The sequence below is a fragment of the Psychrobacter sp. CAL346-MNA-CIBAN-0220 genome, from assembly GCF_040309805.1.
GTDB lineage: Bacteria > Pseudomonadota > Gammaproteobacteria > Pseudomonadales > Moraxellaceae > Psychrobacter.
The window spans coordinates 534,021-553,699 of the sequence record NZ_JBEOPF010000001.1; the positions used below are offsets into that span (position 1 = coordinate 534,021).

Genomic DNA, 19,679 nt, shown 5'->3' on the forward strand with positions numbered 1-19,679 from the left:
TTTATAGTTGGCAGATCATAATTAGTACTAAATAAAATGGATGCCAATAAATTTTTCATATAGCAGGTAAAAATTTTTCTAGCTTGCTGTGTGACTGAGTCACTCCAGAGGCTTCGAAAATTTCTCCCAGCCATACTGACTTTTTCAAAGTGGCTCAACGGTACCCCGTTAGGCATTCTCAGTTTGCAAATTTCTTACTAATTGCTTACCACACTTAATTAATAAACGCTGCACCACATGCAAGCGATACTCACGACTGGCTCTAACATCCGTTAATGGTGAAACGTCTAAAGGTAGCGCTTGTGCCGCCATCGAGAAGCTTGCAACCGCAACAGGTTGTCCGATAAGTGCTTGTTGACAATGTGCCGCTAATAAGGGTATCGCTGCCATACCGCCTAGACCGAATCTTGCTTGATTAATGGTTGTACCATCCGCTGAAAGTTCTATTTTTGCCGCGAGTAGACAGGCAGAAATATCATCTTCGTAACGCTTACTAATCTTATGAATAAACAAGTGCTGATGGTCTTGCATCAGTGGAATATGAATGGCGACCACATAACTGCCGGCTCGCAACTTGGTTTTTTTATAATCTAGAAAAAACTCTGATAAAGGTATTATTTCGTCAGTACAAGATTGTTCGTTACCATCACTGTCACCGTTAGCCTGGCTATTAGCATCAGGGCCGCAGTGACGCAAATGAATACGCGCTTCCAATGCTAGCAAAATCGGCGGTAAATCACCGATTGGAGAAGCATTGGCAACGTTGCCACCGATGGTGCCCATGTTACGGATTTGCGGTGAGGCAATCCGTTCAAACAGTTGCGCAAATTCAGGGAAATATTGTTCAAGTACTGGTAGCATCCCTTTATAGCTCATGCCAGCGCCAAACACCAAATCCTGCCTCGCTGTTTGAACTGCTGCTTGCTTAGCATTACTGTCAGTGGACTCATCTACATCGGACAGCGACCAAGATTTCAGCTCCTCAATAGCCGACAGCTGAATAATCACTTCATGATCGACCAAGTGCTGAGTCACACTCAACCCCAAGTCCGTACCACCTGCCCAAATAGTCGCTTTTGGATTCGCAGTTAGAACCCGATTAAATTCCTCAATAGAGTGTGGAATAAATAGTTTCCGCGATCCTTCAGTAAGTGCAGGTTCGATAGACGCGGTTGACGACTCTTTTGTGCTTGTCTTATTACTTGTGTCAGTACTTATGTTATTACTGCTGTTGGTATTTGCCATCGCATCAATAGCTAAGTTGATAGTTAAATCTTTCACTGCCGTCTGATCAGCTTCTCTTTGCTGGCCAATTCCTTCCATTGCCAGACCTGCCTCGATGATAGGTCGATAGCCTGTACATCGACACAGATTGCCTGATATTGAGGCGACAATGTCATCGTAGCTTAGGTCGTCATAACTTAAATTATTTTCGCTTGGCTCATTACTTTTAACACTCTGCTCTTTACGCATAAGATTATTTTCATATACAGAAGCAAGAGACATCACAAAACCAGGGGTACAAAAACCGCACTGCGAGCCATGACACTCGACCATCGCTTGCTGTGCCGGATGCAACAGCGCACGCTCTGGGTGATTCTCAGGATTGTCTGCCAGATAAGAAGCCGTCATAAGATGATGACCATCCATGAGCGACAGCAATGTAATACAAGAATTCAGAGTATAAAAAGGAGAGTTGGCATCGGCATCATTATTGGAGTTGTCAGTAGCGTTAAAAGGCAATCGTTGGGCCATAATAGTACAAGCACCGCAATCCCCACTACCGCAGCCTTCTTTGGTATCCGTTTGACGCACGTATAGGCGTAGGTACTCAAGCACCGTCGTATTAGGATTCAATTGGGTTAGCTCGTGGCGCTTTCCGTTCAGATAGAAATTAATCATAGCAAGACTCGGCTTAATAAAATAATAAGTATTGAGCTTCATAAAACATGAAGACTTGAACATTTAGAGTAGGCTCTTAGTACATCAAACTAATCGACCAGTAGATATTTAATTAATATTATATAGTAGCTACTTCTAATGGCTGCTTCAACAACCTTTTATCCACAGCTTATCAGCGCTTTGTACGTCCACGGGCAAAAAAAATCAGTACTATTGTTGTTATAGCGCCTATTGTCACCGAGGAATATTGGTAGTTTATGATAACGCATAAAAAAACGATCAGTGCCTACTTACTAAAGAAACCAGTAAGCAAACATTGATCGTAGTTTGGGCTAGATTAAACACTACTCAGTTTCTATAATACTAAACCAAACAGTGCTTTACTAAGCTTCTAATGAATTATTCAGTACCCAACTCTAGCAAACTCGCATTACCACCAATCGCGGTAGTATTGATCGTTTTCACTCGTTCAGTGATAAAGCGATAGAGATAATCTGGGGTAAGCATCTCCGATAAGCTTTCCATATCAGTCACTGCAATCACTTGCGTTAAGATACCGTCAGTATTAGCAAGCTCTTGGCTAACTTCTTGTACTTCAGCGTGGCTGCCAGCGACTGCAACTTGTGCAAGACGGTCAATATATAGCAGGGTAATAGTCTGCGAATCGTTAGCAATACTGATCACATCCTCGCTAATACCGGTCTCATAAAGCACTTTCACTGCTTCTATGCACATCTCATCTTGGCTTGGGCAATGTAGTATCACCTCATTACCGGTTAATAATGCGGCGATAAGCTGCCCAAGTACCGCCATGGTTTTGGCAGATTCGCCACCAATCACCATGGTTTTACCACGAGCAGTCACATATAAATCATTGGACTCGCCAGTCGCACCGGTCATGCGCTGCACCTTATCAAGCTTAGGAGCAAAGCTTAATAGATGATTAAACAGACGCCGCGCTTTATTACCATCACCGGTAAGCAATGCTAATTTAGGAATGGCCGCTTCAAGATAGGCGGCGCGATTGACTGCGCCCAGTAGTCGCCAAGCTTCACAAACTTGGGCATGATTTTTTTTGAATTCAGTCGCCATGTTGCTACTCCTTATGCGATGTTGGTTTGAGTGGATGAATGAGCCGTATCGTTGGCGTTGCTTTCAGTAATAAAACGCATTAAACGTGCCACATAATGCGGGCCACCTGCTTTGGGGCCAGTACCTGATAGACCACAACCACCAAAGGGTTGGACGTTAACCACCGCACCTATTTGGTTGCGGTTGATGTAAGTGTTGCCAACATAAGCACGGCGCTCAATGTGCTCAGCGATATTTTCAATACGGCTATGGATGCCTAAGGTTAAGCCAAAGCCAGTTCCATTAATCGCATCAATGAGCTTGTCTAAATCACGCGCCTGATAACGCAAGACGTGTAATATCGGACCAAAATGCTCACCGCCGATGACGTCAATACTTTGTACCTCTATCGCAGTTGGCAATACAAAGGTAGACTCATCTTCACTAACTACAGAGCTAGCACTCATCGGCGTCTGCGATAAAATAGTGGCTGTTGACTCAGATTCCATACGTGCAATATGAGCTTCTAAGCCTTGTTTGGCATCACTATCGATCACTGGGCCTACATCAGTGGTGGCATAAGTAGGATCGCCCACGATTAACTCAGCCATATTGCCTTGCAATAGCTCAATGATGCCATCTGCAACTTCTTCTTGTACACATAAGATACGACAAGCCGAGCAGCGCTGACCCGCTGAGCCAAAGGCAGATAATACTGCGTCTTTGACCACTTGCTCAGGCAAGGCCGTTGAGTCAACGATCATAGCATTTTGGCCACCGGTTTCAGCAATCAATACTGGCAACTCACCGCTGGTTTGCGCATGATCATTCAAGCTTTGGTTAATACGTTGTGCCGTTTGGGTCGAGCCGGTAAAGATAACGCCAGATAAATTATCTGCTGCCGTTAATGCCCCACCAACTTCGCCAGCACCCGTGACGAACTGTAGCGCTTCTGCAGGAACCCCTGCTTGATACATCAGTTGGGCGCCAAAGTGAGCAATCAAACTGGTTTGCTCAGCAGGTTTTGCTACGACTGTATTACCAGCAGCTAATGCGGCAACGATTTGACCCGTATAGATCGCCAATGGAAAGTTCCATGGACTAATACAAACGAATGTGCCACGTGGCTTATAGACTTGGCGCGCTTGCTTGCCAGACAAATCTATAAATTCATATACTTGAGTCTCTAAACGCTCAGCTTCATCCGCATAAAAGCGGCAAAAATCAACCGCTTCTTTGATTTCATCAATGCTGTCTTGCGTGGTTTTCCCCGCCTCAACTTGACATAATGCCATGAACTCAGCGTAGTTTTCTTCGTATAAATCCGCCGTTTTGCGTAGTATGGCAGCACGCTGAGACGCCGGTACCGCTTGCCAGCTCTCTTGACCAGCAACGGCTGCATCGATAGCTTGGCGCGCGATATCAGCATTGGCATATTGCACTTCACCAGCGATAATATCGTGATTCCAAGGTGCACGAATGCTGTGGCTATCAAGCTTATGTTGTGCACCATCAACCACATGTCCACTAATAGCCTGGCCATTGATAATGGGCGTTGCTGACCATGTTTTAGTCAACTGACTGTCAATTGCCGCTTTAAACGGCTGCCACTGCGACTCTACAAATATATTAGGGCCAAAACTAGCACGACGCTTGCCGTAAATGTCAAGTGGCAATGGAATATCTGGATTATGTAAGCTTTCATTGGTTAGCAGTTTGTCGTATGGATGCACGACCAACTTATCGATAGGATATGTTTTATCTAGTAATTGATGCACAAATGAGCTATTCGCCCCGTTTTCAAGTAAGCGGCGTACCAAATACGGTAGCAAGTCTTTATGCGCGCCAACCGGTGCATAAATACGCACAGGGATTTTATAAGCTTGCAAAATATGATCGTATAGCGCATCGCCCATGCCATGCAAACGCTGAAACTCAAAGTCTCTATGAGTGCTCATGGTCATGACTGTCGCTAGTGTGTGCGCGTTGTGAGTCGCAAACTGTGGCCAAATTAACCCACGCAAATGATCTGCTAATAAGAAACGCGCGCACGCTAAATAAGCAGTGTCTGTGCCTTCTTTACGCGTCCATACCGGATAGCCAGACAGACCTTTTTGCTGTGCCAGCTTAATTTCAGTATCCCAATATGCCCCTTTTACTAGGCGTAACGGAACACGGTCACCGACTTCAGTTGCCAAACGTGCCAACCAAGCAAAAATAGCAATAGCGCGTTTTGAGTAGCCTTGAACGACCAGACCAAGACCATCCCATCCAGCCGTTAGTGGATCACGATATAGTGATTCAAACAGCTTTAAAGATATTTCTAAACGATCGGCTTCTTCAGCATCAATGCTGAGATCAACGTTCACTTCACGTGCCGCTTCAATCAATAATAAGCAGCGTTGACGTAGTAAACCCATTACTTGCGCTTCTTGGGTCGCTTCATAGCGCGGATGCAAGGCTGATAACTTGATAGAAACGGATGGCTTAGGCATACCTTCTTTTACTTTAACATTAGCTGTTGACTTAATGGCATGCAGATAATCGTTAAAATATTTTTCGGCATCTTTATGGGTAATCGCCGCCTCGCCGAGCATGTCAAACGAATAGGTATAGCCTTTATTACGGTAGCTTTGGCTGTTTTTATTGGCATCTTCGATGGTCTCGCCCAATACAAACTGATGTCCCATGATGCGCATGGCTTTTTGCATGGCACCGCGAATCATCGGCTCGCCCATCTTTTTGGTCATTCGATCCAAAAATCCTGATGCGGTAGTACTGCTGTCAATGCTTACCACACGGCCAGTCATCATCAAACCCCATGTCGAGGCATTAACGATCATACCGTTATCATCTTTGAGATGTTTTTTCCAATCTGCTACGCTCATCTTGTCGCGAATCAGGGCATCAGCAGTATAATTATCAGGCACTCGAATTAAGGCTTCGGCCAAACTCATCAGCAAGATACCTTCCTGGGTATCTAAGCTATATTCGAGCAGTAGTGAATCGACCATTTTGACTGCTTTGCCATCATTACGGACATGCTCGACCAGCTTACGCGTCTGCTCAGCACTAGCATCACGCTCTTCATCGGTAGGTTTGGCAAGGGGTAATAATTTGGTTAACCAGCGGTCTTCATCAACGCTATATAATGGCGAGATACAAGCATACAGCTCATCTGCTGTCTGCTTAATATACTCGGGCGCCAGCATATCGACGGGGTTAAATAAAATCGGCTCTTTCGGGGTAAACTGGTCTATTGGGTTCATACCAACTCCACAACTATCGTTTAAAAACCATAATAAATGGTGCGCAAGGACTTTTTATGAGGGCTATTAATAAAATGATAATAACTGTTAATAAAAAACCAAACGGCGCCATCACAAAACGAGCAAATCCAGCAAAGGCTGGAGACGGTTAAGTATGTCGTCGAACGTTAGACGGACTACATTAACAATGCAAAGGCAACAACGAACAGTTAAGCAGCATTAGTGCCTTCTTCTTGTTTGTAGTGAAAGGAGCGTGATCGACAGTTAAATGCTATTAACGTTCAAAAAAGCAAAATTCAACAAAAATCGCTTTTATGAACCCAACTTATTAATCCTGTTGGTGATCTTGTATGAAACTAATTCACTGTAAGAAAAACCTCTACGGCGTTGATTGAGGTGATGCGCTTAACCTCATCATATTATCATGAAATTTTTTTTCAAACTAACGATATCGGTCATTTTAGTGAATAAACATACTATCTAAAACAAATAGATGACACAGTCAGGCTAGCAATAACTATTAGTTTACGATTTCTTGTTTACTCGTTGTGATTGTCTTTACATGCCTGCATTATTAATCTTAATTTTGCAATGGCAAATACTCTCATTCTTAAGCAAAAAATCCTCCTTACCATCAATTAATAAGGAGGATTTAAGAATAGCTACGCTAAACCATCAACAGCTAAAAACTTATATAAACACAATTTTGGCCAGTAATACGAGGGTTAATATCCAAACTGGGATACTAATTTCAGAAAATTTACCCGCTATTACTTTGACTGCTGTATAGGTGATGAAACCAAGCGCAATACCGTCAGCGACAGAATAGGTCAACGGTGTGAACAACAGTACCACTACCACAGGTCCTGCTTCTGTTAAATCGTGCCAATTGATATCTTTTAGCGTGCCCATCATCAGTACGGCCACATAAAAGATAGCCCCAGCAGTCGCATAGGCTGGAATCATACCAGCTAAAGGCGCAAAGAACGTACTGAGTAAAAATAGTACCCCGACCGTCACTGCCACCAATCCAGTGCGACCACCTGAGGCCACCCCTGCGACACTTTCGATATAGCTGGTCGTCGATGACGTACCAAGTAACGTACCAGTCACTGTCGCTGTTGAATCCGCTAACAGGGCTTTGCCCATGTTGGGAATTCTACCGTCTTTGTCAACCAGGCCAGCCTGACTGGTGGTTGCTATCAAGGTGCCTGCGGTATCAAATAAATCTACGAACAAAAAGGCAAAAATGACACTGATCATACCCACGTCAAACGCACCAGCAATATCAAGCTGCATAAGCGTAGGCGCAATTGAAGGCGGTGCGGACATAATACCCGTAAACTGGGTGTTACCCGTTAATAAACTAATCAAGGCGACGAGCAAGATACCAATCGTTACCGCACCAGGGACCTTTTTATAGGATAGGCCAATAATAACAATAAAACCTAAAGAGGCCATTGCTGGTGAAAACGCGGTCATATCACCGAGGCCAACCAAAGTCGCGTCATTATTGATGATAACGCCTGAGGTTTGGAGCGAGATAAATGCTAAAAACGCACCGATACCGGCGACAACCCCTTGTTTAAGACACATGGGGATGGCATTAATAATTATTTCACGAATCTTAAACAAGCTTAAAAGTACAAAAATACAACCAGACAAAAACACTGCGCCAAGCGCTGTTTGCCAGGCATAACCCATACCTAAAACCACGCCATAAGTAAAGAAGGCGTTGAGTCCCATGCCTGGTGCTAGAGCAACCGGCAGGCGGGCATAGAGGCCCATAATAAAGCAACCTATGGCCGCTGCCAAACAAGTAGCAACAAATACGGCACCTTTGTCCATGCCCGCGTCTGCTAATACGTTAGGGTTGACAAAGATAATATAGGCCATTGTTAAAAAGGTGGTTATACCAGCGAGAATCTCTGTTTTAATAGTGGTGTTGTCACCGTTAATCCCAAAATAGCGTTCAATTGCGTTCATAATTTTCGCTTCCAAAGTGCGTTCATAAATGTCGCTTCCAACTGGTTAGTGAAAAAGTTACAAGTACCGAAAAATAGCGATGTCACAATAAGAAAGCTGTAGTAACAAAGCTCAACATTTTAGAGAATTCAGCTTACAAATTCAATCACTACTGATATCTTTTAGTATAAAACTGCCATTTAACATATTTAATAAACAATAGTGTACTAGATTAGAATACCAAAGAATTTTTCTTTGGAAATGTTTAATTATTTATGCGTAATTTTTACCAGGACTTTATTGTTTCTCTGCTAGTACTGAATAGTTACTTATATAATAGGTATTTTAGTGGCTGACGATTTATGAATTGCGACCAATCATGTTACTTGCGACAATCACCTATCAAACTGGCAACTCAACAAAAATTTTGCTTGTAAACAAAAAAAGATCAACAACTCTAAGTATCAAAAGCTTGCGGTTGCTTATGTTTCTGAAAAAATTGGACATCCACCTGTAGACTCTTACCATAGAACCACTTATCAACTTATATGTGATAACTATTGGTTACATTGCGAACTTATAAAGCAGCGTAGTACGGTAAAAATATACTTACAATAAATCATTTTACCATTACGGGTCAGACAGTGGCAGAGAGAGAGTAGCAAAATATGGCTGTTATAGGCCGAAAAGACTTCTCCACGAAACCTGTGACTCAATAGTAGAAGTAGATGAACACATTAATAAATGACCTTTTCACCATTTAGCAGTACACTAGCGGGTTGATATAAGCATACAGAAATGCTGCTATGCTAGTATTTTTAAGAAGCACTTTTAATATACGGTAAATAAAAATAGCGTTTCAAACATTGATGTGAATTTTTATCGTTATAAATTTGGCTTTTATAAGCGCATAAAATTGTTGTTATTAGAGGTTTTATCTGGCCTAAGTGCTTAAATTTGGTGCTTAGGACGGTTTTTGTTAATTGTCAGTGAGTCCCTTATGCCTGAATCATTAAATATTATTGACCTTATTACCCAAGCTAGCCTGCTAGTACAGATTGTGATGGCGCTATTACTATTGGCCTCGCTACTCAGCTGGGTGATTATTTTTCGTCTCAGTTCCCGCCTTGGTACGGCTAAAAACTTTGATGAGCAGTTTGAAACCTGGTTTTGGTCAGGTGAAGATTTAGCCAAATTATACCAAGGTATTCAAGGGTCACCAGATCGCCAAGGACTTGAGCAAATTTTTTATGTGGGATTCTCTGAATACTTGAGAATGCATAAAAAACGGCAGCCTAAAGACGATATCATTGATGGCGTTGAACGTAAGCTACGGGTAGGACTTGGTCGCCAGCAGCAGCAGCTTGAGTCCGGTATTGCCACTCTTGCCAGCATCGGTTCAGTTGCGCCCTATGTTGGTCTATTTGGCACAGTATGGGGCATTATGAATGCCTTTTTAGGTCTCTCACAAACGGAGCAAGCGACTCTGGCTTCAGTCGCTCCCGGTATTGCTGAGGCGTTGATTGCCACCGCGATGGGACTGTTCGCTGCTATTCCAGCTGTGTTGGCCTATAACCACTTTACATCTAAATCAAGCCGACTATATGACTCACGCGCGCTGTTCTGTGATGAGATGACCGGTATGCTGCAACGTGAAACCAGTACTGAGAATCCTACGACGACTACACCGACGACTCAGGTAGCGGGGCTATGAAACCAAGTCCCTACGCCCGTAAGAAAATAGCGCTCAATGCCGAGATGAACGTCGTGCCTTACATCGACGTTATGCTGGTGCTGCTGGTGATATTTATGATAACCGCCCCGATGCTGACCACAGGTGTCGATGTGGATTTGCCCAAAGAGCAAACCAGTACTTTAAGTCAAAACCAGTTGCCAGTGATTGTCTCTTTAACAGACAGTAACGAGATTTTTATTAGTTATGAAAACAACATAGACATGCCCATCAGTGAGCCAGAGCTGGTTAATACCTTATCCAACTTGCAGGCACAAAGTAGCGCTGAAGGTCAACAGCCTTTACAAGTGATGATTAACGCCGATCAAAACAACCAATATGGGGCGATTATGGCACTGATGGCAACCTTGCAACAAGCCGGCATTCAGAAGGTAGGACTATTAACCGGTGCACCCCTGCCCACGCCTCAGTTATAATACTTACCTATGACAAATTTTAGATAGTATTGCGCCAAGACTTTTTTGAAAGATCCAATATTTAAAATCCCCTGTTTTCAAAGCAAACAACCCGATGAACCTTACTCATGAATAATGCTCCTGCCGTTTATGTTCCTACCCAGCCTGAAGGCGATGGGCTCACGCTGCCTACGCTATTGAGCTTGCTGGCGCACGGCATTGTGATTGGGCTATTGATTTACAATTATCAGAGTACAAAGATAGAAAACGCCGGTAGTATTGAAACCATCATGGTATCGCCAGAACAGCTGGCTGAAATGCAAGGGCAAATACTAGCCAATCGCGCAGCGGCCTCTGCTTCCTTACAAGCGGACAGTACTGCTAGTGGTGCCATGAGTAGTGAGCCATTGAACCCAAACAATACCAGCATCTCAACACCGAATAGTTCAGGGTCAACCTCACAAAGAATGCCGGTTTTTTTGCCATCAGATATTTCTGCAGACACTTATAGCGATGAGTCGATGCTAATGAGTCAAGAGCAACAGCAACGCTTCATTGAGAAATCACAAGAATACGAGCGCAACATTGATGAATGGTCAACGCAGCAAGATGACATGACGTTGGAGAAACTTGAACGCGTTGAGGACAATAAAAAAAGTAAGCTCGACGAGAGACGTGAGCAGCTCAAAGACTTTCGGGCCAAAAAGAATAACCCACCCAAAATTGAGAAGCCCAACAGCTCCCAGCGTAATATAGAAATAAACTCGGGCAACGCGGGTAAAAACTATAGCTTATCAGACGGTCAGTCGACATTATCTGGCGATACCTCAACCTCTAGCTCTTCCAAAGGTAGCAGCCGTTCTGCTTCAAGTAATAGTGGCGGTGCCAGTAACAGCGAGATTATCAACTTAGTCAAACGTAACTATAATCCACCAATAGGCGCTAAAGGTTCTACCCAACGTGCCACCTTGACCATTACTATCAATGCTAATGGTGACGTAGTGAATGTCTCGGTCTCAGGTTCTGATAGTGCGGTTAATGATGCGGCCAAACAAGCGGTGTTGAACACCCGAAATTTACCGATAGACGCTGACGACCCTAAATACCCTACTTTTACTATACAATTTAATGGTAGCAACTAATATTAAGTATATATTGACGAATATCATGGCAAAACAGATCTCAGCCTTACTCTTAACTTGCCATAACAATGCTAAATAGGAATACGGCTTTTACCTTAAGCAACTTGTGCCGCATACCATATTATTTTACCGTGATACCCAACTAAAGCGTATAAAATACGTTTACCACATGATTTTAGGAGCCTGATTTGGTCATGCGTACCCATAAAAAGCTATTGATTATCTTACTTGCTAGCGCCTCAAGCATGTTGGTTGCCCCAAGTACCTTTGCTACACCTGTTATCTTACAGTTGGATTATGAGATTCCTGTCCAGAAAAACCAGGTCGCCTTTGTGCCTTTTGCTGGAGATTCAATACTATCACCTATTATTCTAAATGACTTAAGTAGGACTGAGCTGACAGTCACCAATAAAGACTTACCACAGCAACCGCGCAGTAGTAGTGAGCTTGCGGGTACCTTACCGATTTGGCAACAACTGGATATTCCGTATTTGGTCGTTGGTAGCACCCGTACTGATCGCGGTAAAGTTGTTATTGATTATGAAGTGATTGATGTTAAATCAGGTCGCGTCATCAAAGGCAAACAAAGCTTAATATCAGATAAAGATCAACAAAGCCTACGTTATGCCGGTCACGTCATTGCGGATAAAGTCTATGAGCTGATTACTGGCACTCCAGGCGACTTCTCAGGGCGTATTGCCTATATTGAAGAAACCGGAACTGTTAAAAATAAGATATCACGTCTAAAAGTCATGGATGCAGATGGCGAAAATGCCAGAACTATTACTGAGGTTCAAGGCTCTATTTTTTCGCCAGCATGGTCACCCGATGCTTCACGGATCGCTTATACGGTGCAGCGCGATAAATCCTATCCCCTAATTTATGTCCAAAATGTCAACGGGGGTGCCGCCACTGTGGTTACCCCTTATCCTGGTAGTAACCTAAGCCCCTCATTCTCGCCTGATGGCAGTAAAATTCTATTTTCTAGCAGTTTTGAGGGTAGTGCTGATATTTATGAAATCAGTGCAGAGGGTGGCAATATAAGAAAATTAATCAACTGGCCAAGTAGTGAAGTACAACCAAGCTATGCGCCTGATGGTAAATCCTTTGTTTTTGTCTCAGATAGAGCTGGCTTTAATAAGCCGCAGATTTATCGTTATGAATTCGGTTCAGGACGCACTATTAAAGTATCGAGCGGCGGCTATGCGACTAGCCCACAGTTTAGTAGCGATGGCTCGCAAATTGCCTTCTTAAGTGGGCGCTCAGCAGCTATTATGAATAGCAATGGCGCGGTAACAGCCAATCTAGGTAATACTGGTATTGATGAGGCACCAAGTTTCTCACCTAATGGCAAACGGGTAGTCTATGCATCAACCCAAGGCGGCAAAGGTTTATTAACGATCAAATCATTGAACGGTAGCGAATCGTTTGGTAAATCAGGCCAAGGTATTATACGGTCACCGGTATGGTCAACAAACCCTAAGTAGACCTATTAATTTATAAAAGACTGACCATAAAAAAGCGCTCGATAATGATATCGGGCGCTTTTTTATTGGATTGCCACTATGACTGCTTTGCCCATTGATTGAACACTGTTTGATTTAATCCTATTAATTACAATACGATCAATGGTCAGAGGCATCACCGCCCGGTGGATTAGCATGGCGCAGCTGCAACACATCTGCGGCCGTTACTGGATCTTTATAGTCGTTTAACTCGCTACGAACATACTGCGTCACAGCGGCCATCTGCTCATCATCCATCATTCTATGAAATGACGGCATACCGCGAAAGCCATTAATCAATATGCTAATAACATAGTATTTGGATTCCATCTTACTATTATCAGCCAAAGGTGGATAATATCCTGCCCCTATTGCGCCTTCACCTTTATGCATGTGACAAGCCGCACAAGAGTCATGATAAAGTTTTTCTCCATCCTTAGTAACAAAAGCGCTTGCGTTTTCAAACTTCGCATCCCATTTTTTGATATCAGCATCCTCTGACATCGTTGGTAGCACGCTGACATCAACAATGTTACCTGGGGGTGATCTGAGCTCATCGCGGCTCATATATACCGCGCCCCATGCGCCATTGTTACGGCTGGCTTGAACATTAAAAGCATTAGGGTTATCACTATTGTCAAGGTTAGCAGAGTCATTAGGCTGAGCCGCTGGCTGGGCTAAGGTTGCAGAATCTGCATCTTTTGATGAGCAACCAGACAGTGCTGCCATACTAAGACTGATACTAGCAAGGAGAGTCATAAGTGGATATTTAGAATAATTCATAGTCGCCTCTTTATTTCCTAGTCTATGACAGATGGCTATACGGCCAACTTCGCTCTTTTATGTAACCGTTTGGCGGTATCTAATCCAGACAAAATCGCACCCTCTTGCCATGCAGGAATGTGCGAGCAATGCTCACCAGCCAATACAATACGATTATCAATACTGCAAAGCGTATCGTAATACTGCTCACGGCTTGAATCACTCCAAATACCATAACAGCCTAATGTCCAGGGGATGCGATGCCAAACGACAGAGGTGCCTGAACGGAACTCTTTGGTATACTGGGGATGGATATACTTACCATAAGCTAGCGAGGCATCGATACGTTCTTGCGGGGTTAGACTATTAAACTTATAAGAGGTCTCGCCAAAGCCATAGCCACCCAGCAATACACCCGAACCGTCCTTGAACATCCCACCTGAAGGATAAGAAATTTGGGTAATAGGCATATCGGTATAAGTCACCCCGCCATAAATCCACTCATCTTCTTCCCAAAAGCGGCGTTTAAATTCAAGGCCAACTTTAAACGATGTCTCATAAGGCACTGCCGCCATGGCCTGCTTCATCGATTTTGAGACGTTGATATCAAGTTGCGTCAATACCGATAATGGAATCGTACAGATACACCAATCAGCGCGTTCTGTTTTGGCAACGCCACTGCCCTCGTTACTATCAACATAAGAGACGGTCACACCACTATCATCTTGCTCAATACGCGTTACTTTTGCATTCAAAGTAATCATTTCTTGACACTCACGGGTGAAGGCATCACCAATTTTTCCCATGCCACCAACAGGTTGAAACATCGTGGGATGATGGTCATAAACCGTAAAGTTAGACAGATCTGACCACATACCTGATTGTAACAACGCATTTAGCGGAATAGGTTTCGAAGGCTTAGCATTTGGCATCAAACCCCCACCTGGATTAATATCATAGCCTCGATAAATACTGGTTTCTTGACTGCTTAAATAGCGATAATCTTTATCAAGCACGCCCCAGCCTTTTAGACCTTCTAATAACTTCTCTTTATCTTCTTTATTCACTGAGCGGTCAAGACTACCGACATTAACGGCTTTTGATAGTAGTTCTGAGACATGGCCTCTAATATCCGTTTGAACATCGCCTAAGCGTTGCGGTACGCCATTAAAATGATCCGTACGGTGTAAGTATGCTCGAGAATTTTCTTGAATAAAGGGTTCCATTGCCACGCCGAACTTCTTGCAATAGTGCAGCACACCATAATGATGAGTGGGAAGACGCCAAGGCCCCCCGTTAAGATAATTGCCTTCCTCAAAGTCGCAAGTGACGACTTCACCGCCAAGCTCGGTATATTTATCACCACTGTTAAGTGTCCAACTGCGACCGCCACCGCGGTTTTGATACTCTAGCACTTTAACACTGTAGCCTGCTTTTCTAAGCTCATAGGCCGCAGTAAGACCGGCAAGACCAGCTCCTAAAATGATAATACTGGCTCCTGGAGGCGCCCCTTTTAGTTCCATTTCTTCTTTAAAACTAGATTCTGAGGCAAAACCTAAGGTAGTCATCGCCTGATACATGGCAGTTGCCCCAGCGGTCTTACCAATCATTGAGAGCAGTTGACGCCGCGTGGGTGATTGAAGCATGTCTTTCATAATCGTGTCCTTATGGTGTGACGTTCGTGCGTGGCGATAAGCGTTTATGGCAATCTTATTAGAGAGTTATAGGGTTAATTGCCATGTTACTTAAGCGCTATTGAATTAAAACCATTCAAATTAAAATCGCTTACATTAACCGCGACGCCTTGAACGTATAATTCCCCGAATAATAAATGCGATAATAATGAGGGCAACAATGATGCCAAGAGTAGCCAGAAAGCCTGCATATTTGATTAAAAATGGTTGGTCAGGCTTCGCTGTCATCACCCGATCAACTTCAGCGGCACTCACATCGCTATTTTGTAAGCCGCCAAAGTTTACACGCACGTAATTGGCAACACCGGCAATTTGCTCACTGGTTAAATCTTCAGCGAAGCCGGGCATTTTAGGACTGGTGTTAGTCGCCCCATCAATACCATGAACAATCACATTAATTAAGGCGTCAGGTTTATCACGGCGAATACTACTCAGACCCACAATGGGCGCATAGCGAGCATCAGGTTGGGCATAACCGTTAACACCGTGGCAGCTACCACAAGCAGCGAGATATAGCGCTTCTGGTGAATTACTACCGCCGCCAACGCTGGCTTTTGCTTGGGCTAAATAGTCTTTTTGAGCAATAAGGTCATGGGTAATCGACTCACTTACTGGACTGGGTAGACGCGAGGCATCGACCGCCGTCACCTTATCTTCCGTTTCAATAGCAGGAACTGCTTTTAAATAAGAAGCTATCGCCCCTAGGTCTTCATCTTTGAGATAACGGGTACTGTGGGCCACTGCTTCACCCATAGGTCCGCCAGCATAAGCACGTTGATCCAGCTCACCAGTTCGCAGATAGGTGACGATATCTTGCTCACTCCAGCTGCCGATACCGCTAGATTTATCAGGAGTAATATTCGGTGCATGCCAATTACCAAGAGGCGCACCAGATAAATACATGTCATTATCAAAGCCCATCGTACTATTACGCGGGGTATGACAAGTGCCACAATGCTCTAGATTGTTGACGAGATACTCACCGCGCTGCTGCGTTTGGGTCAACCCATCACGGTTTTCTGTAGATGGTATGTTTATGGCATTCCAACCCAACATTAAAATACGAAAATTAAAAGGAAACGGTAGATCTGTTTTATGCTCAGGCGCCATGTCCACTGCGGGTACCGTCTGCAAATGAGCAAACAAAGCGCTAATATCTTCATCAGTCATACCATTATAAGAAGGGTACGGCATCGCTGGATAAAGCATATGATCTGGTGTACGACCTTCTTTTAACACTTTTTTGAGATCAGCTTCAGTATAGTTGCCAATACCGTAACGCTTGGATGGAGTAATATTAGTGGAATAAATAGCCCCCATTGGCGTTTCGATAGGCGAGCCACCGGTATAGTCTTCACCATGACAGGCAACACAGTCAGCAGCGCGGGCAATATATGCCCCACGATTGGCCAAATCGCTATTGGCTGGACTTACATAGGGAAGGCTGGGTATAGGAAGAACAGCACCTGCAGCCATTGCAGTGCTGGAAGTAATACCGATGGCAAGCATCGATAACATCACAGAAAGTGGCTTCATAATATCCTCTTATAGCTGGCATTTAGATATAGCTGGCATCTAGGTTATTTTTCTCGTTTCAGTTACTTTTTAGTACTTAACGGTCACATGATGTTTGCTCATCATATTAACTACAGTAAAACTATTTCGCTATTATTACCTGAATATTAACCTATTTATCTTATTTTTTTACAAAATTAAAAGTACTTCTCAAACGTGATATTATTTTCTAGTTCATATTATATATAATAATATTATGATTATAATCAATATGATAATTCTTTTAAAAACAATGACTAAGACATAATTAGTTAAGGTATTTTAACAAGCTATTAAGTACTAATTTTTAATAATACTCATAATATTTCATTTATAGACAGCTATTAGCTATTTTACTTGTACATAATAGATACACTTTTGAAAGCAAAATGAACACAGCCCAGTTATATTGTAAGATTTAATACGCCTCTTCAATAGCTGGCTATTCCTACATATCCTATGTTGTCCTTATATCTGAGCTCATAAATTAAATAAATAATCTTTGTTGTCTTTAAATAACAACAGCATACGACTGCTTAATATCAAATTTTGATTATGAGATATCTCATTTTCATTGCCGCTAACGGGATGCTCAGAATAATTATGAAAATTTTTAATTTTAGCTGTATTCTTATAGTGCTGACCCTACTAACTGGTTGTCAGTCATTTCAATTTGTCGATAGCCCTATTCCAGTGACCAGTTACTCTGTCAAAACTAACAGTACCTAAATGCCTATTTATTAGCTTAAAGCTATTTATAGGTAAGATATGATTGATTTGATTGTCATTAATGGGATATTGATAAGTAGTATTTATAGATAATGGCATTAATTATTAGCAAATTTATATAAATTGAAATTAAAAAAGCAGATACTGAGTTCAGTATCTGCTTTTTAATGCTTGTTTTAATAACTATAGATTGTCGATGCTAGGATTGCCTTTAACGCGCTGGCTGGTGCTTAATAATCGTCTTCGCTAAATGATCACCGAACCAAATAGCAGTATCAATATCACCTTTACCCGGCGTTTCTTCAGGCGGCGCGTTAATAGACTGAGTCATTAACCCTAAAAAGCTTGATAGCCGGTTTAAATCATCGTCACTATGTCCCGTTGGCATCAATGGCATCCCAATCCAGTTCATACCATGCTGCATAGCATATAGGCAAATCTGCTGTAACACTGACAGCTTATCCCCGCTTAATCCACCTGAATTGGCAAAACCTGCTGCCCACTTCCCTTCCCATTCGCGGTTATACCAGCGCTTTGAAGTTCCATCCATAAAGGTCTTAAACTCTGCTGGCACGCTGCCCATATATACGGCACTACCAAAAACCAGCAGATCTGCTTTATCCACAAAACCCCAATCGACATCATGAATGTCGATCGCTTTGGCCTGTGCTTCTGGCAACTGTTGGCGCGCTCCAATGACCACCGCTTCAGCAACACGCTTGGTATGACCATAATTGCTGTGATAAATAACGGCTATCGATACGCTAGGGATGCTATCAGTATGGATAGTAGATGGCGATGACGGTGCAAAAGATGGTTTCATACGAACTCTAATAATGGCTAATAAGTAATTGAATATAAAAGGTCAAACTCAACAGGCTAAAAATTTCTCAGCGTAATTTATATCAGTAAGAGCCGAACTGCGCACGATAATAAGCGCCATACGTCCTGTCGCTGGCTGTTGCAAATGGGTCTGACGCCGATAAGAATAGTAGCGCTCGTCTGTATAGCTACACTGATAAGGCGCCTCAGAACATACGGTAATACCTGCATCTCTCAGCTGATAAGCAGCAAGCTTTGGTAAGTCTAGCTTTATTTTAGCAGAGTCTACTGTAGCGCGACTGGGTAGTTTATCACTGGTCTTATATAAGGATTCATTAGCCGTCTGAAGATCAGAGTTCAAACTGGTATTGGTATCAGTAGGCATACAGAATAGGGAATCAAAATTATCGACGTGTGTTGATGACAAAGATTTATTAGCCAAGCAACCTGCCAATAGTTGATCGCGGACATGCGTACTTACTTCATAGCAATTTTGGCTAATGCATGTCCCTATCCAGGCCATGATTGGCCCTGATGCGGTAAAGCGCTCTACTGTGGCTTTGATAACAGCGCACGCCAATCCTTGCCAGCCCGCATGAATTGCTGCTATCTTTCCACTTGCCGGTTGATATAAGACGATAGGCACGCAATCTGCCGTCATTATTGCTAAACCAAGCCCCGCTTGCTGACTTACTATCGCATCAGCATCCATTGGACGCATACTAAGGTTTGCCGTATCAACATCACAAATCTGTTTGCCATGAACTTGATTGACCCAATGCAAACTATTAATAGGTAAATGTTGCGGCTTCGACTGTTGAGCATTTAATGGCTGATTAATAGCCGCTAACAGACGCATACGATTATCTAGTACCTTCGCAGCGTCATCGTTGACATGCAAGCCCAGATTCAACTCACCATAACTTGCCTGCCCTGATTGGAGCAGTTGCTGGCTTGTCTTTTGGTGTTTTTGTTTAGTTTTTTTAACAGTATCAGTATCAAAGTCGGCCGCTTGAAGATCTATCGTCTGAAAAGCAGCAGTTTGATAGACAGTCACCTCATCGAGCTGTGCCAGTACCGTCATAGGTAAGAGTATCGGTAGACGATTCATGAGAT

The 19,679-nt window shown here is 43.1% G+C and carries 13 protein-coding genes; 4 read left to right on the forward strand and 9 right to left on the reverse strand.

What is annotated here, in order from left to right:
* Window positions 1–168: 168 nt before the first annotated feature.
* From AAEY88_RS02085 to AAEY88_RS02100, 4 genes are all read right to left on the reverse strand, one after another.
* Window positions 169–1,965, reverse strand: coding sequence for an FAD binding domain-containing protein (locus AAEY88_RS02085; protein WP_350558345.1), 1,797 nt, complete (start codon window positions 1,963–1,965; stop codon window positions 169–171).
* A gap of 336 nt (window positions 1,966–2,301) precedes the next feature.
* On the reverse strand, window positions 2,302–2,994 hold the full coding sequence (locus AAEY88_RS02090) for a 1-pyrroline-5-carboxylate dehydrogenase (protein ID WP_350558348.1): 693 nt from the start codon (window positions 2,992–2,994) through the stop codon (window positions 2,302–2,304).
* Window positions 2,995–3,005: 11 nt separating this feature from the next.
* Window positions 3,006–6,242: a bifunctional proline dehydrogenase/L-glutamate gamma-semialdehyde dehydrogenase PutA gene (putA, locus tag AAEY88_RS02095; protein ID WP_350558351.1), complete on the reverse strand. Its 3,237-nt coding sequence runs from the start codon at window positions 6,240–6,242 to the stop codon at window positions 3,006–3,008.
* A 690-nt stretch (window positions 6,243–6,932) separates the two neighbouring features.
* Window positions 6,933–8,228, reverse strand: coding sequence for an NCS2 family permease (locus AAEY88_RS02100; RefSeq protein WP_350558354.1), 1,296 nt, complete (start codon window positions 8,226–8,228; stop codon window positions 6,933–6,935).
* A 979-nt stretch (window positions 8,229–9,207) separates the two neighbouring features.
* Here AAEY88_RS02100 and tolQ point away from each other — a divergent pair.
* The 4 genes from tolQ (at window position 9,208) to AAEY88_RS02120 (ending at window position 12,984) form a co-directional block, all read left to right on the forward strand.
* Window positions 9,208–9,921, forward strand: coding sequence for a protein TolQ (gene tolQ / locus AAEY88_RS02105; protein ID WP_350558357.1), 714 nt, complete (start codon window positions 9,208–9,210; stop codon window positions 9,919–9,921).
* On the forward strand, window positions 9,918–10,376 hold the full coding sequence (gene tolR, locus AAEY88_RS02110; RefSeq protein WP_350558360.1) for a protein TolR: 459 nt from the start codon (window positions 9,918–9,920) through the stop codon (window positions 10,374–10,376). Before tolQ ends, tolR begins: the two co-directional genes overlap by 4 nt.
* 107 nt (window positions 10,377–10,483) lie before the next feature.
* The gene (locus AAEY88_RS02115) at window positions 10,484–11,497 is read left to right on the forward strand and encodes a TonB family protein (protein ID WP_350558363.1); all 1,014 of its coding nucleotides are present in this window, start codon (window positions 10,484–10,486) and stop codon (window positions 11,495–11,497) included.
* A gap of 194 nt (window positions 11,498–11,691) precedes the next feature.
* Entirely contained in the window at window positions 11,692–12,984 is a 1,293-nt protein-coding gene (locus AAEY88_RS02120) for a translocation protein TolB (RefSeq protein ID WP_350558366.1), read from the forward strand.
* A gap of 138 nt (window positions 12,985–13,122) precedes the next feature.
* On the opposite strand, the gene AAEY88_RS02125 is transcribed toward AAEY88_RS02120, so the two are convergent.
* The 5 genes from AAEY88_RS02125 to AAEY88_RS02145 form a co-directional block, all read right to left on the reverse strand.
* The gene (locus AAEY88_RS02125) at window positions 13,123–13,785 is read right to left on the reverse strand and encodes a cytochrome c (RefSeq protein ID WP_350558369.1); all 663 of its coding nucleotides are present in this window, start codon (window positions 13,783–13,785) and stop codon (window positions 13,123–13,125) included.
* Between the two features lie 35 nt (window positions 13,786–13,820).
* Window positions 13,821–15,419: a flavin monoamine oxidase family protein gene (locus tag AAEY88_RS02130; RefSeq protein WP_350558372.1), complete on the reverse strand. Its 1,599-nt coding sequence runs from the start codon at window positions 15,417–15,419 to the stop codon at window positions 13,821–13,823.
* A 135-nt stretch (window positions 15,420–15,554) separates the two neighbouring features.
* On the reverse strand, window positions 15,555–16,994 hold the full coding sequence (locus AAEY88_RS02135) for a cytochrome c (protein WP_350558375.1): 1,440 nt from the start codon (window positions 16,992–16,994) through the stop codon (window positions 15,555–15,557).
* 958 nt (window positions 16,995–17,952) lie between these two features.
* Window positions 17,953–18,564, reverse strand: coding sequence for a flavodoxin family protein (locus AAEY88_RS02140; RefSeq protein WP_350558378.1), 612 nt, complete (start codon window positions 18,562–18,564; stop codon window positions 17,953–17,955).
* Window positions 18,565–18,612: 48 nt separating this feature from the next.
* Window positions 18,613–19,674, reverse strand: a complete 1,062-nt coding sequence (locus AAEY88_RS02145) for a polyphenol oxidase family protein (protein ID WP_350558380.1) — start codon at window positions 19,672–19,674, stop codon at window positions 18,613–18,615.
* Between the last annotated feature and the right edge of the window lie 5 nt (window positions 19,675–19,679).